General features: G+C 49.0%; 18 protein-coding genes. 12 read left to right on the forward strand and 6 right to left on the reverse strand.

Features of this window, described 5'->3' with window-relative positions; translation table 11 throughout:
• The first annotated feature begins 4 nt into the window (after positions 1-4).
• The 3 genes from QNJ26_10225 to QNJ26_10235 are packed head-to-tail and all read left to right on the forward strand — an operon-like array spanning position 5 to position 2,908.
• Positions 5-646 carry a paraquat-inducible protein A gene (locus QNJ26_10225; protein ID MDJ0985911.1) on the forward strand — a complete coding sequence of 214 codons (642 nt, stop codon included), beginning with the start codon at positions 5-7 and terminating at the stop codon, positions 644-646.
• Positions 636-2,300: an MlaD family protein gene (locus tag QNJ26_10230; protein MDJ0985912.1), complete on the forward strand. Its 1,665-nt coding sequence runs from the start codon at positions 636-638 to the stop codon at positions 2,298-2,300. The genes QNJ26_10225 and QNJ26_10230 overlap by 11 nt, the downstream gene beginning before the upstream one ends.
• Positions 2,297-2,908 carry a PqiC family protein gene (locus QNJ26_10235; protein MDJ0985913.1) on the forward strand — a complete coding sequence of 204 codons (612 nt, stop codon included), beginning with the start codon at positions 2,297-2,299 and terminating at the stop codon, positions 2,906-2,908. The genes QNJ26_10230 and QNJ26_10235 overlap by 4 nt, the downstream gene beginning before the upstream one ends.
• Positions 2,909-2,915: 7 nt before the next feature.
• On the opposite strand, the gene meaB is transcribed toward QNJ26_10235, so the two are convergent.
• The 5 genes from meaB to had form a co-directional block, all read right to left on the reverse strand.
• Positions 2,916-3,866 (reverse strand): methylmalonyl Co-A mutase-associated GTPase MeaB, encoded by a 951-nt coding sequence (gene meaB / locus QNJ26_10240; GenBank protein MDJ0985914.1) that lies wholly within the window; start codon positions 3,864-3,866, stop codon positions 2,916-2,918.
• A 24-nt stretch (positions 3,867-3,890) separates the two neighbouring features.
• A complete protein-coding gene (ilvE, locus tag QNJ26_10245) occupies positions 3,891-4,808 on the reverse strand; it encodes a branched-chain-amino-acid transaminase (GenBank protein MDJ0985915.1) in 918 nt (305 codons plus the stop codon).
• Between the two features lie 102 nt (positions 4,809-4,910).
• Positions 4,911-5,564, reverse strand: coding sequence for a hypothetical protein (locus QNJ26_10250; GenBank protein MDJ0985916.1), 654 nt, complete (start codon positions 5,562-5,564; stop codon positions 4,911-4,913).
• Positions 5,565-5,770: 206 nt separating this feature from the next.
• Positions 5,771-6,916, reverse strand: a complete 1,146-nt coding sequence (gene oah, locus QNJ26_10255) for a 6-oxocyclohex-1-ene-1-carbonyl-CoA hydratase (protein MDJ0985917.1) — start codon at positions 6,914-6,916, stop codon at positions 5,771-5,773.
• 64 nt (positions 6,917-6,980) lie between these two features.
• A complete protein-coding gene (had, locus tag QNJ26_10260) occupies positions 6,981-8,087 on the reverse strand; it encodes a 6-hydroxycyclohex-1-ene-1-carbonyl-CoA dehydrogenase (GenBank protein ID MDJ0985918.1) in 1,107 nt (368 codons plus the stop codon).
• A 291-nt stretch (positions 8,088-8,378) separates the two neighbouring features.
• Here had and QNJ26_10265 point away from each other — a divergent pair, with 291 nt between their 5' ends.
• The 6 genes from QNJ26_10265 (at position 8,379) to QNJ26_10290 (ending at position 14,325) form a co-directional block, all read left to right on the forward strand.
• Positions 8,379-9,128, forward strand: coding sequence for an SDR family NAD(P)-dependent oxidoreductase (locus tag QNJ26_10265; GenBank protein ID MDJ0985919.1), 750 nt, complete (start codon positions 8,379-8,381; stop codon positions 9,126-9,128).
• Between the two features lie 183 nt (positions 9,129-9,311).
• Positions 9,312-10,478, forward strand: a complete 1,167-nt coding sequence (locus QNJ26_10270) for an acetyl-CoA acetyltransferase (protein MDJ0985920.1) — start codon at positions 9,312-9,314, stop codon at positions 10,476-10,478.
• A gap of 124 nt (positions 10,479-10,602) precedes the next feature.
• Positions 10,603-11,037: a Zn-ribbon domain-containing OB-fold protein gene (locus tag QNJ26_10275; GenBank protein MDJ0985921.1), complete on the forward strand. Its 435-nt coding sequence runs from the start codon at positions 10,603-10,605 to the stop codon at positions 11,035-11,037.
• 119 nt (positions 11,038-11,156) lie between these two features.
• Entirely contained in the window at positions 11,157-11,927 is a 771-nt protein-coding gene (locus QNJ26_10280; protein ID MDJ0985922.1) for an enoyl-CoA hydratase/isomerase family protein, read from the forward strand.
• A 134-nt stretch (positions 11,928-12,061) separates the two neighbouring features.
• Complete coding sequence (locus QNJ26_10285; GenBank protein ID MDJ0985923.1) at positions 12,062-14,101, forward strand: 3-hydroxyacyl-CoA dehydrogenase NAD-binding domain-containing protein; 2,040 nt, start codon at positions 12,062-12,064, stop codon at positions 14,099-14,101.
• On the forward strand, positions 14,098-14,325 hold the full coding sequence (locus QNJ26_10290; GenBank protein MDJ0985924.1) for a hypothetical protein: 228 nt from the start codon (positions 14,098-14,100) through the stop codon (positions 14,323-14,325). The genes QNJ26_10285 and QNJ26_10290 overlap by 4 nt, the downstream gene beginning before the upstream one ends.
• A 101-nt stretch (positions 14,326-14,426) precedes the next feature.
• Here QNJ26_10290 and QNJ26_10295 read toward each other — a convergent pair whose 3' ends face one another.
• Positions 14,427-14,582, reverse strand: a complete 156-nt coding sequence (locus QNJ26_10295; protein MDJ0985925.1) for a cupin domain-containing protein — start codon at positions 14,580-14,582, stop codon at positions 14,427-14,429.
• 184 nt (positions 14,583-14,766) lie between these two features.
• Between QNJ26_10295 and iorA the strand changes: the two genes are divergently transcribed.
• From iorA to QNJ26_10310, 3 genes are all read left to right on the forward strand, one after another.
• Positions 14,767-16,638: an indolepyruvate ferredoxin oxidoreductase subunit alpha gene (gene iorA, locus QNJ26_10300; protein MDJ0985926.1), complete on the forward strand. Its 1,872-nt coding sequence runs from the start codon at positions 14,767-14,769 to the stop codon at positions 16,636-16,638.
• Between the two features lie 109 nt (positions 16,639-16,747).
• Positions 16,748-17,344 carry an indolepyruvate oxidoreductase subunit beta gene (locus QNJ26_10305; GenBank protein MDJ0985927.1) on the forward strand — a complete coding sequence of 199 codons (597 nt, stop codon included), beginning with the start codon at positions 16,748-16,750 and terminating at the stop codon, positions 17,342-17,344.
• A gap of 148 nt (positions 17,345-17,492) precedes the next feature.
• Entirely contained in the window at positions 17,493-18,800 is a 1,308-nt protein-coding gene (locus QNJ26_10310) for a phenylacetate--CoA ligase (GenBank protein ID MDJ0985928.1), read from the forward strand.

An 18,800-nucleotide genomic window follows, 5' to 3' on the forward strand; every position in this document is an offset into this window, starting at 1 on the left:
GCCAATGAACAGACCACCGCTTACTGCTAAGACGGCTTCACTGATCAGCTGTGATAAATGTCATTTGCTATGCAAAGATTTGCCAGAGCTTGAGGGCCTCTCTACAATTTGCCCACGTTGTGGTTCACGCCTTCACTCTCGCAAGCCCAACAGCATTGGCCGCACCTGGGCGCTGATCATTGCTGCTTTCATTTTTTACATACCGGCCAATGTGCTGCCGATTACCAAAGTGATTTCATTTGGCAAAGCACAGTCGGATACCATCATGAGCGGTGTCATTTATTTTGTCCAATCCGGCAGCTGGCCCATTGCGCTGGTTATTTTTGTGGCCAGTGTTTTTGTCCCGCTGCTAAAGCTATTTTTGCTGACCTTCTTATTAATTTCAGTCCAACGCAAATCCCAGTGGCGACCCAAAGACCGCACACGGCTTTACCGCATAACCGAAGCGGTTGGTCGCTGGTCGATGGTTGATATCTACGTGGTCACCATTTTAGTCGCCCTGGTCAAACTGGGTTCTTTGGCAACCATCGAGGCCGGCCCCGGTGCTGTTTTCTTTGCCGGTGTGGTGATTATCACCATGTTTGCGGCCATGAGCTTTGACCCCAGACTGATCTGGGACACACAGGAGCCAAATAATGAACGCTGAAATCAACCTTGAACCGGATTTGGAGGATTTACCGCCAGCGCAGGTTCAAACCAAAAAACAAATTTCAATTGTCTGGCTGATCCCGATTGTCGCCGTTCTGATCGGTGGCTGGCTGGCATACAAAGGATTGTCAGAAAAAGGACCGATGGTGGCCATCACCTTTGAATCCGCTGAAGGACTGGAAGCCGGTAAAACCCTGGTCAAGTATAAAGATGTAAAAATTGGACAGGTGGAAACCATCCGCTTCAACGCCGATTTGACCCGGGTGATCGTCAAGGCTGAACTGGTCAAAGAGGCCGGACCTTTTTTGACGGAAAACACCCGTTTCTGGGTGGTGCGGCCCCGGGTGACCGCCAGTGGGGTCTCGGGCCTGGGAACTCTTTTTTCAGGTGCCTACATCGAAATGGACCCGGGTAATAAAGAGGGCCAGCCAGCCAGACGATTTAAGGGACTTGAGATCCCTCCCATTGTGACCACCGGCGTACCCGGCCGGGAATTTTTACTGCGCGCAAACAGCCTGGGCTCTTTGGATAACGGCTCGCCGGTATATTACCGCCAGATCCAGGTCGGTCAGGTGATTGGATATGATTTGGCCAAAGACGGGCGCTCTTTGACGATTAAAGTCTTTATCAATGCGCCGCATGACAAGTTGGTGCGCACCAACACCCGTTTCTGGAATGCCAGCGGTTTTGATTTAAAGTTTGATGCCGGCGGCTTCAAGCTCAACACCCAATCGATCGTGTCGATCATGATGGGCGGCATTGCCTTTGACACCCCCACCAGCCTTGAAACCGGCGGGCCGCCCAAAGACAGCCAGATTTTCAGATTGTATGAAACCCGGGATAGCATTTTTGAGAGAACCTATACAGAAAAACAGCATTTTATCTTGCACTTTGACGGGTCGATCCGAGGTTTGACCATAGGTGCACCGGTAGAATTCAGGGGCATCAGAATCGGGCAAGTTGTAGATATCAAACCGGAATGGGACCTCGAAAAGCTTTCCCCAAAAATTACTGTGCTGATTGAGACCGAACCCGAGCGCTGGGAAACCTTCGGTGAAGCCCGGATGGATGAAAAATCCGAACTCAATTCGCTCGTCGCCAAAGGTATGAGGGCCCAATTGAAAACCGGTAGTTTGCTGACCGGTCAATTGTACATCGATATAGATTTTCATCCTGATGCTCCCGAGGCACAGGTGATATATGAAGGTCAATTTCCGGAATTGCCCACCATTCCCGCGCCCCTGCAGCTCATGACCGCACGGGTCAGCAGCCTTTTGAATAGAATCGAAACAATACCCATCGAGAAAATAGGCAAAGACCTGGGGCAGACACTTGATAATGTGAATAAAATAACGTCTTCTAAAGAGTTGATGGAGGCTATTCGGGCCTTGGATCAAACCCTGCAAGAGACCCGCGAGCTCACTAAAAATTTAAATACAAATATTGCCCCATCCGTATCGGCGACCCTCGATCAGGCGCAGCAGACATTGGTATCTGTTGAGGGCACACTGGGCAAAGATTCACCTATGCAGCACGAGTTGAGACAGGCACTCAGAGAGCTGGGAGAAGCCGCTCGTTCCCTGCGGATTCTGCTTGATTATCTGGAACGCCACCCGGATGCTCTGATTTTCGGGAAAGGAAATGCACCATGATGCGCACAGGATGTTTTTACAAAACCCTATGGTTGATTCCGTTGGCTGCTCTATTGATCATCGGGTGCGGCAGTACGCCCAAGTCAGAATTCTATACGTTAAATTCGATGAGCTCCTCTCAAACAGCTGCCAACAGCATCGCGGCCGCCTCATCGCTTTCCATTGGAATCGGTCCGGTGGTGCTACCTGAAGTGTTGGATCGCCCCCAGATTGTAATCCGCACGGGCCCCCATAAACTGCAAATTGATGAGTTTCATCGCTGGGCGGGTCGCCTGGATGAAGACGTTGCCAGGGTCGTAGCGGAAAATATCTCTCAGATGCTGTCCATCGAGCAGGTGGCTGTCTATCCCTGGGATGTCAACTTTAAACCCCGCTATCAGATCATGATGGATATCCGGCATTTTGAAGGTCGTTTAGATGAAAGAGACGTTCTTTTGGAGGTGTTTTGGAAGGTCATCGAACCGCAAAAACAAGCAACACTGCGCATAAAAAGGACAATTATCCGGGAGCCTTTACCCGCCAAAGACTATGACACCCTGATGATCACAAAAAGCCAGGCAATTGAAAAGTTTAGCAAGTTAATCGTACAAGAAATCAATAACTTATAGATATATCTTAAACTTTTATATAAACATTTTTAAGGAGCTTTTCAGCTGCTGTCACCGGATCGATTCTGCGATTTTTTAAATCTTCGAGCAGCGACTGATAGATAGGGGTGTCTTTATTGTCTCTAAAAATTTTATCGGCCGCCAGATCCATCACCAATCGCTGAAACAAGCGAACAGTCTGCTGATCAGTGTGTTTGCGAAACAGGCCCTCATCCAGCAGAAACTGATGGTGACGCCAGCAGGCATCAACCACCTCTGAAAGTCCTTGGGCTTTGACCGCTGTTGTTTTAATAACCGGCGCAATCCAATTACCCGCTTGCTTTTTGCCCATCGCCAGCATGCCCTGCAGCCGGGCCACTTCGTCATCCGCACCCGGCCGGTCCCCCTTATTAACAACAAAGATATCACCGATTTCCAGCAAGCCGGCTTTCAAGGATTGAATCTCATCGCCTGTCCCCGGCAAGCTGACCACAATGGTGGTGTGCGCAAATTCGATTATTTCGACCTCATCCTGGCCAACGCCGACGGTTTCAACAATCACGACGTCATAGCCCATGGCATCCAACACCAGAGCGACTTCGCGGGTTGTGGTGCTCAACCCGCCCATATGACCGCGCGTGGCCATCGATCGGATGAACACACCGGCATCTTCGGTATGCTGCCGCATTCTAAGGCGGTCCCCTAAAAACGCTCCGCCAGTCAATGCGCTTGATGGGTCAACCGCCACTACCCCCACCTTCAGGTCCTGTTGGCGGAATTCTGTGATCATTTGACTTACCAGCGTCGATTTGCCGGCTCCCGGCGGACCGGTGATGCCGATAATATAGGCCTTGCCGGTCTTGGAAAACAGGGCTTTGAGCCCGGCCAAACCGTCGGGTTCACCCTCTTCCAGCTGCCGAATCAACCTGGCACCCGCCAACTGGTCACCTGCGAGGATTTTCTTGATTTCTGTGTGCATGGTTGGATGATAAACGAAATCTCTTTAATCAATAAAATACAACCAGTTGGCAAAACGATCATCATTACCCGCAGAGATCGTGTTGAGGAGCTCGGCGATTTTGCAAGTCACCGGTCCGGGCACATTTGGTAGTTTACGATCATTAATCTGAGTGACCGGCAGGACCTTGAAAGGCGTGCTGGACAAAAAAACCTCCTGCGCTTCATTTAGCAGCTCGGGTTTTAATTGCTTCTCCGTGCATTTGATACCCGCTTCTTGAGCCGCTTCGAGGATTGACATGCGCGTGATACTTTTAAGTACCGACCCGGTCCCCGGCGTCAACAGGCAACCGTCTTTGACCAGAAACGCTGATTCAGTGCCACCTTCGGCAATAAACCCTTGCGTATCCAGCATAATGGCATGCTCAAAGCCCTTTTTTTGGGCTTCCAAACGAGCGACCATGCCGTTTAAATAATTGGCAGCCGCCTTGGCTTCAATCGGAACAGTTCTGGAATCCAGTTTACGCCACTTGCTCACATACGCGGTTGTTCCTTTTGTGAAGGGGTCGCCCTGGGCTCCCAAATCCTTTTCCGGATCGAGCGCAAACACCGAAACACTCAATTGGCTGTTGGGTGGAATAATCTCAAATGAAATTTCCGGAAAAAAGCAGATGACTTTGACAAACCCCTGTTTGAGGTCGTTGCGTTTTACGGTGCCAGCAACGGCATCACACAGTGCTTCTTTTGAGTGCGACAGCGCCATGTCCAGCAGCTCAGCCGACCGATAAAGACGATCAATATGCGCTTCGAGTCTAAAGACAGCCGGACCGCGTGCAGTGCGGTAAAAGCTGATGACCTCAAAAATGGCCGACCCCCGACCAAAACTGTGACTCATGATATGGACGGTGGCCTTTTCCCAGGGGATAAAATCGCCGTTTAACCAGACCATTCGATCTTCAACCATTTGTTTACCTCTTTATTTTTATCTACTTTGCTGACTTATGGAGCCTGCTGATGTCCTAAATATTAAAAGCTTAACAATTTCTCATTGCTTTTTTTGCGAATTTTAACCGACCGACCAACTCCACAAATTCAAATCATACCGCAGCCATTTGAAGCGGTCGACGGCCTGCGGGGAAACATTGCTGCCGATTCGGCCCATCAGAAAGTTTTCCGGTTTCAAACATACGTTCGGCTCATTGGTCTCATATTGCTCGAAGCCAGAAGCCGCAAAGAGTTGAATAAGCGCTTGGCTGTATTCCTCTGCGCTTTTGCCGGTCCCCTTTAAATCCCAGGTCCATGAATACCCTACCAGATATACGATCATTTCTTCGACCCGGGGATGCTTCAGTAACAATTCTAGCATCCGGGGTGCAATTCCGGCCGAGCGCCAGGATCGACTGACTTCAACTGCTTTCACCTCCATCATGAGTCCCGGCCCCAATTGTGTCCAGCGCTCTTGTGGGTTGGGATCGGCCAAAACGCCAAAACCGATGATCGTATTTTTCTTGTCAAGCGCAATGACCACATTAGCAGTGTCCTGATCGGCAATTTCCTCCAAACTTTCCCGCTGGGTATACAGTGATGTATAGTCATCGCTAACACCAAACTGTGTATCAAATCCGTATCGCTTTATCTCTGCCGATCGACAAAACGAACGGATGCGCACATCACCATGCGGTGTCGTCAATACAGATTCAATCGGTACAGGTGAGGTCATATGCTGATAAGTCCGTACCAGGGTTAGATTAGAGCTAATTTAGACTGTGGATAAGATCCAATAACAATGACCCCAAGGTGACGTCAAGAAGATTGCACCACTTTCACCTTTAATATTGCAAGGATGCAAAAAGAAAAATGGCAGGCAAATACCATAAGGTTTTAAGCCTGCCATTCTGCATGAACTCTTATGCAAATTCAGGTGAATTATTTTTCCTGTGGCTCGCCCATAACCTCCGCGAACATATCCATATCCCAGAGTTTTGCGTCGGCAACGTTTTGACGAAATTTAATAAAGTCCACCACATCCTGGCCGGTAATTTTTTTGGTGTTGAAAGCACCAAAGCCCAGGAAGGCCTCACCGGACATGTTGGCGGCCAGCCAGTGACGATTTGCGTTTTTGGTGATATCCCAGAAATATTTCTTTTTCTGACGAATACCGTCAATCGATTTGATCAAGCAACCGGGGAACAGATTGGCGAAAGTCCAGACGATTTTGTCGACTTCTTTGTCCAGGAGCTCGAAGTCTGCATTGGGCTGGTGTTGTTTTACCAGAGCACGGGCTTCCTTGGCGGCCTCACCGGTTTTAAATTCACCGTAAACAATCTCTCCGTCTTCGACATATTTGTCGGTGACGATCATGGGGTTGCGGACCCATTTGCCATCAATTTTCAAAACCGGCACGACTTTGCTGATCAGGTTTTTGGCTTTCATCTTATAGGCGGACCACATCTCGCAGGAAACGCAGTTCCACATGGCATCTTCATTACTGAGCATCCAGGGCAAAAAGTCCGACGATCCCCCATCCGGAGCCGAGCCGTGGCGTGGACCCGCCTGGCCGAAAATAGCGAGGTCCGAAGTAATCGTCAGATCGCATGCCATACCGATTTCCTGACCGCCCGCCACCCGCATGCCGTTGACCCGGCAAATGACCGGCTTTTTACAGGCCAGGATGGAATCCACCATGTGGTTGAACAGCTCCATATACTGGCCGTATTCATCCGGCCGCCGGCTGTAATATTCACTGTACTCTTTGGTATTGCCGCCGGTACAAAATGCATACGGCCCGGTTGCGGTGAAAACAACAGCCACAACACTGCGATCGAGGGACGAATTTTCAAATCCGGCAATCACGCCTTTGACCATTTCGGTGGTATAGGAGTTGTATTGCCGGGGGTTGTTCAGGCGAATCCAGGCAACATAGAGACCTTCCTGTACATTTCCCTTGGGATCGGTCAACGGTCTTTTCTCATAAACCACGCAGGGTGCGTCTTCATCTTTTCCCCAATGCACCTCGCTGTGCAGCGCATGGTCCTTTAATTCATTGTCACGTGGCATCCAGTCTAAAGCCATAATTGCTACCTCCTCAATTTATTAATAAAGCGTCTAATTTACATTTGAAGACCTATTTTATCCGCTAAAAATCAGGAGTCAGCACAATGCGTCTGTCCGGCGGTTCTTTATGTGCCTCCTCAAAAGATTCCACAATGGTGCTCATGGGACGGGTCTGAACGAACGCATCGATGTTGATTTTACCCGAGGTGACCATGTTTAAAACAATCGGATAGTATTCGGGCAAACAGCCCCAGGTCCCGATAATCTCTGCGTCAAAAGCCATCAGCCGACTGATCATATACTCCAGCTTGCCAAGTCCGAATCCAATGATAATCAGTTTGCCAATAAAGCTTAACAGCGTCAGCCCAATTTCCTGGCCGGGCTTAGCGCCGGAAACTTCAAAAACCTTCCAACCAAAACCCGGAAAGTCATTTTCCTTGCATATCTTTTTAAATTCACCGGAAACCGCCCGGGCATCCTTGTCGCTGGCGTTGATGACAAAATCGGCGCCAAAATTGAGTGCCCGGTCCAGCTTTGCCTGGGCGATGTCAATCCCAATAACAGTGCTGGCTCCCAGGCCTTTGGCAATTTGTCCCATGTACTGCCCGACACCACCGCCAATACCGATTACCACAACTTTATCCCCCGGCTGTAGGTTCGCTCTTTTAGCCGCCTGATAGGGTGTTGTGGCCGCATCCGCTAAAACCGCCAGGTGTGCCAAAGGGATCTCGCCCCGGTTTTTGATTTCGCATAAATCGATACTTGGTACCGGAATGTGACTTGCAAATCCGCCGTATACACCCAAGCTGTTACCCGGCATTTTTTGATTAAGACACCGATTCCCGCGGCCGGTTTTGCAAAGGATGCATTTGCGGCAGGGCATCACGGCAGGAATAATTACTTCTTTGCCAATCCATTCCTCATCTCCGGTTACAACCGTGCCGGAAATTTCATGCCCCAATGTCAACGGTGGCTTTGAAACCGTGGGCACACCGTCATAAAAATATCCCAAATCGGTGTGGCAGATGCCACAGCCTGCAACCTCAACTAACGCTTCACCGGGCTTTAAATCAGGAACCGGATGCTCTACTTTTTCCAGTTTACCCGGTGTGACCTGCTTGGTTTCCTTGTCAAAAGTGGTGGGTTGAATCATCTGCCAGGTTTGAATCTTTTCAGGTATGGCTGCCATATTATCCTCTTTATTTTTAGAATTTACTTGCTTTTAGCACCAAAATTTGAAACTACTTTTTAGCTACAATGTAACTATATCCATGTCAAGAATTTTTATTGACTTAAACCAGGACCAGCTTTAATGTAGCGTCGATATTCTGTCATATCATCAGATAAGCGAAGCATTTCAAAAATTTAAAAAAAGGATTTCAAATTTTACGAAACCTAAAATGATAAAACCTTTAAAAATATGGCTGTCTCTGTCTTTAACATTTGAAACGGCTGTTGTTTAAGAAACGAGGAGGATTCTATGCTACTGGAAGGGAAAAATGCGCTCGTGACCGGAGGATCACAAGGAATTGGTGCCGCCGCCTCACTCGAGCTAGCCAACGAGGGTGCAAATGTTTGTTTAACTTACCGTAAACATGAAGCCGAAGCCATCAAATATGCAGAAGAGATTCAGGCTATGGGACGTAAGGCCTTGGCGGTGCAGTGTGATATCTCTTCGTTTGCCGATGCTGAAAAAGTGGTCAAGGCCGCTGTTGAGGCTTTCGGCAGTCTGCAAATTCTGGTCAACAATGCCGGCATGAATTGGGATGGCGTATCGTGGAAAATGTCAGAAGAACAATGGGATCGGGTCCTGGAAGTCAATCTAAAAGGCTATTTTAACTTCACCCGTCAGGTGGCGCCGCTTCTCAAGGAACAAAAATATGGCAGGATCATCAATGTGACCTCCATTAACGGTTTGCGGGGAAAATTCGGCCAGACCAATTATTCGGCATCCAAGGCCGGTATTATTGGCTTCACCAAAGCACTGGCAAAGGAACTGGGCGCCTTTGGCGTTACGGTTAATGCCGTGGCCCCCGGTCTGATCGAAACCGCGATGCTTAAGGAATCTGAGGCCAGAGATAAGATTATCGATATGGCCATGGCTGAAAGTGCCCTGAAACAGGTCGGACAGCCCGAAGACCTGGCTTATCTGGTGAGTTTTTTGGCATCTGACAGGGCCAAGCATGTTACCGGAGAGGTGATCAAAGTCGACGGTGGTCAATACATCTAGTTTTCAATTTCTGAGCGGCCCTTTTTCCGCTGGCCGGCGTTCTCCGCGGATTTCGCGCCTGCAACGTACTTCAAGTACGCCTTGGCGGAAACCCTTGTGCGGCCTTGCCCAACGAAAAAAAATCTCACTCAGAAATTGAAAACTGTATATCTAAATATATTAGAACAAAGAAAGAGAGAAAAAATGGGAAAAGTAGCGATTGTCGGAGTTGGACAAAGTACATTTGTTAGAAGTTACCCGGGATCGATTCGAGAGCTGGTATTTGAGGGATTTAAGGAGGCCATGCAGGATGCGCAGATGAGCACCACGGATATCGATGCTTCCATTATCTGCTCAGCTCCTGAATACGACAAACAGCGCTCACCGGCTGGTGTATTTGCGGAATATTTGGGCTTGAATCCGCAACCGACCTTTTATGTCGAAACCTTGTGCTCATCGAGCAGTACCGGATTGAAACTCGCCTATTCGCTGGTCAAGTCCGGCCTGCATGATGTCGTAGCGGTAATCGGTTTTCAGAAGATGTCAGAAATCTCCTCTTCCGAATCCCAAGAGCGTATGGGCAGGGGTGCTGATATCCAGTGGGAAAGCCCCTTTGGCACAATGATGCCGGCATACTATGCCATGTATGCCAATGCCCATATGGCTAAATACGGCACTACTTTAGACGATTTGGCCTTGATCCGGGTTAAAGCGGCAACTTATGGTCAGTTAAATGATCGCGCGGTTTATCGCAAGCCGGTTGAATTTGAAATGTTTAAAGATCCGGAAAATCGCATGGCCGGACCGGTGGCCAGCCCGCTACGTGTAGGAGATTGCTGTGCCAATGCCGACGGCAGCTCCTGCTTAATCGTTGCAAGTGAAGAAAAGGCCAAAGCGTTTTCAAAAAAGCCGGTCTGGATTTTGGGCGTCGGCGCTGCAACGACAACCGTTAATTTAGCGGGTAGAGATCTGTTTACCGGGCTAAGTGTTGCCGAGCAAGCAGCCCAGCAAGCATATGAAATGGCCGGAGTGGGCCCTAAAGATATCGATGTTGCCGAGGTCCATGATTGTTTTACCATTGCAGAAATGATGGCCTATGAAAATTTGGGTTTTGCGCAACCGGGTGAAGGCAAAGAATTGATCAGAGCCAAAGAGACCTATAAGGATGGCAGCATCCCGGTCAATGTTGACGGCGGCCTTTTATCAAAAGGCCACCCCATAGGCGCTACCGGCGGATCCCAGATCCGCACCATCGTCTTGCAGCTTAGAGACGAAGCCGGCGATATTCAGGTCAAAGATCCGAAAATTGGCCTGGTGCATAACATCGGCGGCGTGGGTTTGTATGGCAATGTGACGATACTTGGACGTTAAGAGAAGTTGTGAAGACACCCCGCAAAGCCGCCAAGCACGCAAATGGTAATTATTCTCAACAATCAGTTTATGTTATGCTTTGCGTCTTTGCAAGAGGTTTTTATCCTAATAAGAGAGGCTAAAGATGAGCAAAAAGAAAGATGTAGATGATCGGTTCAAACATTTTGGTACGGTCAGCTTTACTTCCATTACCAAAACCAATGATTTTATCGACTACCTTAAAGACAACAAGGTCATGGGAACCCGTTGCAAGGATTGCGGATTGCATTTCTTCCCGCCACGGGTGGATTGCCATCAGTGTCTGGCCAGCAACATGGAATGGTTTGAGGTAAGTGGCAAAGGCAAACTGGTAAGCTACAGCAAACTGCAATATGCGCCTATCGGCTTTGAGGAAGATGTTCCCTACTGTATCGCCCTGTTGGATTACGGTGATTATAAGGTATTTGGCAGAATCGCCGGTGACCTGGCGGACGATGACATCCAGGTAGGAATGGAAATGCAAGCGGTCGTAAATGAGCTACCCAATGGGCAGTTGAACTATGTCTTTGTTAAAGCATAATTTAAATTAACCACAGAGTGCACAGAGAACACAGAGAAAAGATTCTCATTTCAAAATTTTTTTATAACTCTGTGGGCTCCGTGATCTCTGTGGTAAACATCACTTCGAGGATTAAAACCATGAGCGAATATCAGTATTTGAAAGTCGAAAAAGCAGACGGGGTCGCGCGGATGACGCTCGATCGGCCCAAGCACAATGTTTTAGACATTACCATGATGAATGAAATGATTGCCGAACTGGAAGATCTCGTGTCCGACAAAGAGCTCAAATGCCTTGTGTTTAGCGGCGCAGGAGCCAGTTTTTGCGCCGGTGTTGAGGTCGCCGATCACAAGCCGGAAAGTGCCGATCAAATGATTGCGACTTTTAACCGCATTTTCGAATTGATTGATCAGCTCGATGTCCCCGTCATTGCAGCGGTGCACGGCGCATGTCTGGGCGGTGGTATGGAGTTGGCCATTGCATGTGACATCATTGTGGCGGGCGACAGCGCTATCTTTGGTCAGCCGGAAATCAAGCTTGCATTTTTACCGCCCTATGCCGCTATACGGCTGCCCCATCTGGTAGGCCCTGCGAAAGCAATTGAAATCTGCACAACCGGAAAGCGTTACAGCGCTGCGGAAGCTCAGCAAATGGGAATGGTTTGCTATGCTGTTGCCGACGATCAGCTGGCGGAGACCACCGACAAACTTGTTAAGGAAATTCAATACAACAGCCCGCTCATTATTCGATTGAATAAGCAGGCGGTCAAAAAACACCTGGGTCTGCCCTTCTCTCAAGCGATCGACAGTGTCAGCGACCTGTTCCTGAATACGTTGATGAAAACTGAAGATGTCCTTGAAGGCATCAAGAGTTTCGAAGAAAAACGCAAACCGGTTTGGAAGAACAAGTAACAATGCTGCTGGCCCCTGGCTTCTTGCAGCTGGCAAATTGTCCCTGGTAACTAACGACTCGCTAATTTATCATTTTCTTAAACCCCGTTGTTCATTTTGTATGCTATCGACCAGAAGCCAGAAAAGGAGACCTTATGTCACAGATAAATAAAATCGCAGTTATCGGTGCAGGCAATATGGGCAGCGGAATCGCGCAAAAAATTGCCCAAGAAGGCATCAACGTCATTATGGTGGATACAAGTGAAGACTTTGTCGAACGCGGCATTAATACCATCCGCCAATTGTTGAAAGAGGCCGTCGAGCGCAAGATTCTCAATTCAGAGCAGCTTCACGATGTTCTCTCGCGCATTATCGGCACATGCGATTTTGAAATGGTGGCCGACGCCGACCTGGTCATAGAGGCTGTTTTTGAGGACAAGCAGGTTAAATTCGACCTTTTTGAGAAACTGGATCGGATCTGCTCCGATAAAACCATACTGGCCACCAACACCTCTAGCTTTTACGTTCACGAATTTGCCAGTAAAACCAGTCGGCCGGATCGGTTTATCGGGTTGCATTATTTCTACCATCCGGCAAAAAATCGCCTGCTGGAAATCATCCCCCATGAAAAAACCAGCGCCGAAACAGTCGAAAAATCGCTTCTGGCAGCCAAGCTGCATGGTAAAACCGCCATCGTAGTTAAAGATGCGCCCGGTTTTGCCGTCAATCGCTTTTTTGTGCCGTTTTTAAACGAGGCTGCCCGCATGCTGGAAGAAGATATGGCCAATATTGCCACCATCGAAGAAGCCGCCAAACAAGCATTTAAAATCGGTATGGGGCCTTTTGAGCTCATGAATGTCACCGGCATCCCCATCGCGGTGCATGCCTCAACCACCTTGGGAAATGAGCTGGGACCGTTTTATGCCACCGCCGAAGGTTTAAAAGCACAGAAGGATAAAAATGAAAATTGGGATTTAAGCGGCGATGTTGACGAATCCAAACTCGAAGCAGTTAAAGATCGCTTCTACGGAGTATGTCTCGGGGTGGCCGCAGCGCTGGTGGATGAGGGCGTAGCAACGATCGAAGATACCGATCGGGGCGCTAAAATCGGTCTGCGCTGGCTGATGGGTCCTTTTGAAATCATGAACAGAATCGGCATTGAAAAAACCTACAAAGCAGTAGAAGCCATAACCCAAAGATACCCTGATTTTAAAATGCCTCAGGTTTTGCAGCAACAGTATCAAAGCGGTGAGCCGTTTGCGTTTAATTTTGTTGACCTCGACGTCAAAGGTGATGTCGCATATATCACCATTAACCGTCCCGAAGCCATGAATGCCTTAAACGAAACGGTGGTGGCACAACTCAGACAGCGGTTTGAAGAAGCTGAGGCAAACACCGATGCCAAGGTCATTGTGTTTCAGGGCGCCGGCAAGGCCTTTGTCGCCGGAGCGGATATTAAATATTTTGTAGACAAGATCAGAGCGGATAAAATTACAGATATCGCAGAATTCACCCGCAAGGGTCACGAATTGCTGCTGGATATCGAAAACTCGGACAAACTGACCATTGCCCTGCTCGACGGTCTGAGCTTGGGCGGCGGCAGTGAGCTTGCTCTGGCCTGCCAGGCCATCATCGCCACACCGGCCGGGTCTATGGGTTTTCCGGAAACTTCTATTGGCATTTTTCCCGGACTGGGCGGAATGCTACGCATGGCACGATTTGTCGGACCGGAGCTCGCTAAATATTATGTCTTCACCGGCGCCCCCATCAGTGCTGCAGATGCGCACGACCTTGGCATTATTACGCGTCTGGTGGCGCCGGCCGACGTGGCTTCTGCCATAAAAGATTTGGCATCCGGAGCAAAACCGGACAAATATCAGCAACGCGAAATCCCCGAAAAATTTGAAACCCTGGCGCAACTGGGCAGTAGCGTAAATGTTGAGCGCCTTTTAACCGGACAACCGCCCGAAGGCGTGCCGGATGGAATCGCGGCCAAAACTGCTAAGATAATGGGGTATAAAGCACCACTGGCTCTTAAAATTGCCAATGAAGTTATCGATGCGCAAGTCGGAAAGCCAATCGCCGAAGCAGTGGAAGTTGAACTCGGGCGCCTGAATGACATCTTCAGCACTGCTGATGCCTTAGAGGGCCTCTCAACCGTTGGCCGTAAGAGGCCAGAATACAAAGGGGCGTGATACGGGTAACACGGACAGAGAAACTGGCCTCACAGGGGTGGGAAAAACAGGCCACTTATGATGAGCCCCGTCTGTCCGAAGTGGTTGATACCTACCGGGAAACCGGCCTGGAGGTTCACTTAGAGCCTTTTCATCCCAATGACGAGCCTGGCTGCGCCGTGTGCATGGCCAGCATGCCGGAAAAGTATAAAACGATTTATACCCGTAAAGGCCCCGTCAAATAGCGGGGCTTGCTGCTGGCTGCTCGCTTCTTGCAACTGGCTATTCTTTTGAGCCAGAGACCAGTCGCCAGAAGCCAGGAGCAGGCTGGTGCTAGCCCGCCTTTTTACCAGTTGTATGAAGCGACAACCAGGATAACCAGGTTCCCCTCCCCGATATTTAACAAACGATACGAAGATCCGGTTGGAATCCAGGTGGCATCCCCTGGCCCAACCTGACGCGTTTCATCATCCACACTCATTTCACCTGAGCCCTGTAACACTTTCAATAATTTAGCTTGACAGAAACTACAATGTAGCTTTAATGTAGCTAATACCAGGATTCAACGCAAAAAGGAAATTGGCTCAATTAATTGACACAAATTTAAAATGTAGCTAAAAAATTAACTGAATTGAACGCGCCAATAGGGGCTTTCAAATTCAAATAAATTCATAAAGGATGTTGCCATGCACAAATTACTTACCGAAAATCCAGGTCAAAAAATGCTGCTGCTGGGCAATGAAGCCATTGCCAGAGGCGCGATCGAAGCCGGCGTTGCGGTTGCCAGTACCTATCCGGGCACCCCCTCTTCTGAAATTTCTTTGAATTTTTTCCAGATGTCCCATGAAAGTGATCTGTACTTTGAATACAGTACCAATGAAAAGGTGGCCATGGAAGTGGCGGCCGCCGCGGCAAACTCCGGCGTGCGCAGCATGTGTGTCATGAAGCATGTAGGCGTTAATGTCGCCGCAGACGCCTTGATGACGCTGGCCTATGTAGGGGTTAAGGGCGGCATGGTCGTGCTGACTGCCGATGATCCCTACATGTTTTCCAGTCAAAATGAGCAGGACAATCGCTTTTATGCCAAATTGTCTGGTCTGCCGCTAGTGGAACCCTCCAGCGTGGAAGAAGCCAAAGAGATGATGGCCTATGCTTTTGACATATCTGAAAAACTGCAGGAACCGGTTTTGTTTCGCACCACCACCCGTATCAATCACTCCTCCGCCATTGTCACTTTAGGAGACATTAAAGCACCGCAGACAAAAGGCGATTTTGTCAAAGACCCCTTCAATCTGGTCACGGTGCCGGCTGTTTCCAGGAAGCTGCATGTCAAACTCCTGGAAAACATCGAAAAGGCCAAAGAACTCACGGAAGCCTCACCGTACAATTTGATCGAAGGTGACGGCAACTGGGGCATCATTTGCAACGGCGTCAGCTACAACTACGCCTCAGACGCCATCAATGAGCTCGATATTGCGGATAAGATCAAATTGCTGCGCGTGGGCTTTTCTTACCCCATGCCTGAAAAAATAATTAAAACCTTTTTAAATGCTTGTGAGAAAGTGCTGGTTATTGAAGAAGGTGAACCCTATATGGAGGAGCAGGTCAAAGCCTTTGCCCAGGAAGAAGGACTCACCCTGTCAATTCGCGGAAAAGCCAAAGATCTGTTTACACGACTTTATGAATACGATCCGGCACAGGTTAGAGAAAATATCGCCAAGTTTTTCGACATCCCCTATACCCCGGTCGCTAAGCCTGACATTTCCGACGTCCCCGAAATGCCCCAGCGCCCACCGACTCTGTGCGCCGGTTGTTCTCATCGCGCCACTTATTATGCGGTTAAAAAAGCGGCCGAAGGCCTGGGCACCATTTATCCAACAGACATCGGGTGTTATACCCTTGGTGTACTCCCGCCGCTATCAACAGCGGATTTTCTATTGTGTATGGGATCATCGGTCGGCACGGGATGCGGCTTTTCAGCTTCTACGGATAAGAAAGTCATTTCCTTTATCGGTGATTCTACTTTTTTCCACTCCGGCATCCCCGGTCTGATCAACGCCGTATTTAACAACCATAACTTTACACTGGTCGTGTTAGACAACAGCACCACGGCGATGACCGGCCATCAGCCCCATCCGGGTGTTAACATGAAGGATTTTAACCTGACAGGCTATGGTCGGGTGTCGATTGAAGACGTTGTCCGTGCCATCGGTGTACCCCATGTAGAGGTCATCAAACCGTATCGGGTCAACAAGAGCATAGCGGCCATCAAGGAGGCTATTGATTACGAGGGCGTATCCGTCATCATATCCAAAGAAGCCTGTACCCTTTATGCCCAGAGTCTTAAAAAAGCCCGAGGCAAGCCCTTTTATATTAATGAAAAATGTAAGGATCACCGTGATTGTGTCAATGAGTTGGCCTGTCCGGCATTTTATATTGAAGGCGAAAGAGTTCACATCAATGCAGATCTATGTTCAGGCTGTGCTGTGTGTGCCCAGATATGTCCGGAAAAAGCCATTGTTCCGGTGCGGTCAAAGGAAAATGTTAAACCTTCATGATGACAAAGGCATCACGAAGCATGGCGTAATGGCGCATTGAATAAACCAGAGTTGATCTTGAACTCATACATGTAAACTTGACTATACTAAAACTGATAGGAACGAACTTATGGAGACAACAAGGCTAATCATCGTAGCTGTCGGCGGCCAGGGCAACCTGCTGGCATCCAAAGTGCTCGGAGAGGCGGCGCTGCTGGCAGATGTTCCCGTACGCATGAGTGAAATCCACGGCATGGCTCAAAGGGGTGGTGTCGTAGAATCTGCAGTGGTTTTTGGAGATGCGGAAAGCACAATTATTTCGGATGGCGAAGCGGATGTGTTGTTGGGATTTGAACCCTCGGAAACGCTGCGCGCGATAAACAAATGCAATGCCAAAACAATCGTCATTACCAATACGGCACCGCTGCCGCCGTTTACTGTGTCCATCGGCCAAGGCACCTATCCCGATTTGGCTGAACTTCAGGAATTAATTCGCCAGAAAACGGCCCGTTTGGTAGCTTTTGATGCCCTATCTCTGGCTAAAGAGGCCGGCAATTTCATGTCTTTGAACATGGTTTTGCTGGGTTCATTGATTCAAACAGGAATTATGCCGGTTTCCGCGGACAATGTTAGGGAAGCCATTCGAACATCCACGAAAAAGGCATTCGTCGATATTAATATCAAGGCTTTTGAGCTTGGCTTTGAGGCCGCCGCAAAGGCCGGTTGATTTGACGGCGAAAACGTTTCAATCACCATTTTGACGGTAAAGCGGGCATCAGGCTGCAATGGATTATGCAGCGGTCTGTCAATTTTTCAAAAAAAAATATAGTCGATGGCCATTATAACAATTTCGTTATCCAAAAAGGAGGAAGATCATGCCTTGGAACGACAAGTATGAATGCATGCCGGTGGAAGAGCTTAAAAAATTTCAGTTGGAAAAACTGAAAGAAACCGTTGCATGGGTCGCCGAGAAAGTGCCGTTCTATAAAAATAAATTCGAGGAAATGGGTGTCGCCGCCGACGACATCAAAAGCCTTGAAGATGTTGCCAAACTTCCGTTCACCGTCAAAACAGATCTCAGAGACAATTACCCCTTTGGTTTGTGCGCCGTACCCCTGGAAAAGGTCGTCAGAGTCCACGCGTCTTCAGGAACCACCGGCAAACCCATTACCGGGCCATACACACAGGAAGATTTGGATCAGTGGATCGAATGTATGTGCCGCAACCTCCATGCCGCAGGCCTCCGCAAGGAAGATGTGGTTCAAAATGCTTACGGCCACGGTCTATTTACCGGCGGCCTCGGCTTTCACCAAGGCGCTACTGCCCTGGGTTGTACGGTTGTGCCCACCGGCGCCGGGATGACCGAACGACAGATTACCATCATGCAGGATTTTAAATCCGATATTCTGTTTGCCACGCCCTCTTATGCGCTGACAATTGCCGAGCGAGCCGAAGAAATGAAAGTCGACATTCGAAAGCTGCCATTGCGGGTCGGGGTCTTCGGTGCCGAGCCTTGGACAGAAGGCATGCGGCAGGAGATCGAAGAACGGATGGGCATCAAAGCCCAAGAGGCATTCGGATTAACCGAGCTCTGCGGGCCCGGAGTGGCTTATGACGCTGCAGATCAAAACGGCCTTTATATCAATGAAGATCATTTTCTGCCTGAAATCGTCGATCCGCAAACTCTGGAACCTTTGCAGGAAGGTGAAAAAGGCGAGCTCATTTTTACCTCTTTGCAGCGCCGCGCGATGCCGATGATTCGCTATCGTACCAAAGATATTACACGATTGTGGCGAGAACCCGGCCACGAAGGCCGGACCTTTATCCGTATGGACAAAATTTATGGGCGCTCGGACGACATGCTGATTATCAGCGGTGTGAACGTCTTTCCATCTCAAATTGAAGCACTTCTGCTGGAAATCGAAGAAGTTGAGCCTCAATACCAGCTGGTTGTGAGCAAAAAAGGGTATCTGGACCATCTGAGCATTCGCGTGGAAGGCAAAAAAGAAATATATGAGGCCGGTGAAGACCGTAGGCATGAAGTCGAAGGCAAAATCGCAGGTCATATCAAAGGCAATATGGGGATTAACATTAATGTCGAACTGGTCGATGCCAAAGCCATTGCCCGCAGTGAAGGCAAAGCCGTGCGGGTTATAGACGAACGCCCCAAACAGGAGATGTAA

The sequence above is a fragment of the Desulfobacterales bacterium genome, assembly GCA_030066985.1.
Classification (GTDB): Bacteria; Desulfobacterota; Desulfobacteria; order Desulfobacterales; family JAHEIW01; genus JAHEIW01.

Bases quoted from the DNA above. Each gene is read 5' to 3' on its own strand.
- QNJ26_10305 (MDJ0985927.1), top strand. From the start codon at position 16,748: ATGGAGACAACAAGGCTAATCATCGTAGCTGTCGGCGGCCAGGGCAAC.
- QNJ26_10230 (MDJ0985912.1), top strand. From the start codon at position 636: ATGAACGCTGAAATCAACCTTGAACCGGATTTGGAGGATTTACCGCCA.
- QNJ26_10280 (MDJ0985922.1), top strand. From the start codon at position 11,157: ATGAGCGAATATCAGTATTTGAAAGTCGAAAAAGCAGACGGGGTCGCG.
- ilvE (MDJ0985915.1), bottom strand. From the start codon at position 4,808: ATGGTTGAAGATCGAATGGTCTGGTTAAACGGCGATTTTATCCCCTGG.
- QNJ26_10235 (MDJ0985913.1), top strand. From the start codon at position 2,297: ATGATGCGCACAGGATGTTTTTACAAAACCCTATGGTTGATTCCGTTG.
- QNJ26_10270 (MDJ0985920.1), top strand. From the start codon at position 9,312: ATGGGAAAAGTAGCGATTGTCGGAGTTGGACAAAGTACATTTGTTAGA.
- iorA (MDJ0985926.1), top strand. From the start codon at position 14,767: ATGCACAAATTACTTACCGAAAATCCAGGTCAAAAAATGCTGCTGCTG.
- QNJ26_10250 (MDJ0985916.1), bottom strand. From the start codon at position 5,564: ATGACCTCACCTGTACCGATTGAATCTGTATTGACGACACCGCATGGT.
- QNJ26_10225 (MDJ0985911.1), top strand. From the start codon at position 5: ATGAACAGACCACCGCTTACTGCTAAGACGGCTTCACTGATCAGCTGT.
- QNJ26_10310 (MDJ0985928.1), top strand. From the start codon at position 17,493: ATGCCTTGGAACGACAAGTATGAATGCATGCCGGTGGAAGAGCTTAAA.
- had (MDJ0985918.1), bottom strand. From the start codon at position 8,087: ATGGCAGCCATACCTGAAAAGATTCAAACCTGGCAGATGATTCAACCC.
- oah (MDJ0985917.1), bottom strand. From the start codon at position 6,916: ATGGCTTTAGACTGGATGCCACGTGACAATGAATTAAAGGACCATGCG.
- meaB (MDJ0985914.1), bottom strand. From the start codon at position 3,866: ATGCACACAGAAATCAAGAAAATCCTCGCAGGTGACCAGTTGGCGGGT.
- QNJ26_10275 (MDJ0985921.1), top strand. From the start codon at position 10,603: ATGAGCAAAAAGAAAGATGTAGATGATCGGTTCAAACATTTTGGTACG.
- QNJ26_10285 (MDJ0985923.1), top strand. From the start codon at position 12,062: ATGTCACAGATAAATAAAATCGCAGTTATCGGTGCAGGCAATATGGGC.
- QNJ26_10265 (MDJ0985919.1), top strand. From the start codon at position 8,379: ATGCTACTGGAAGGGAAAAATGCGCTCGTGACCGGAGGATCACAAGGA.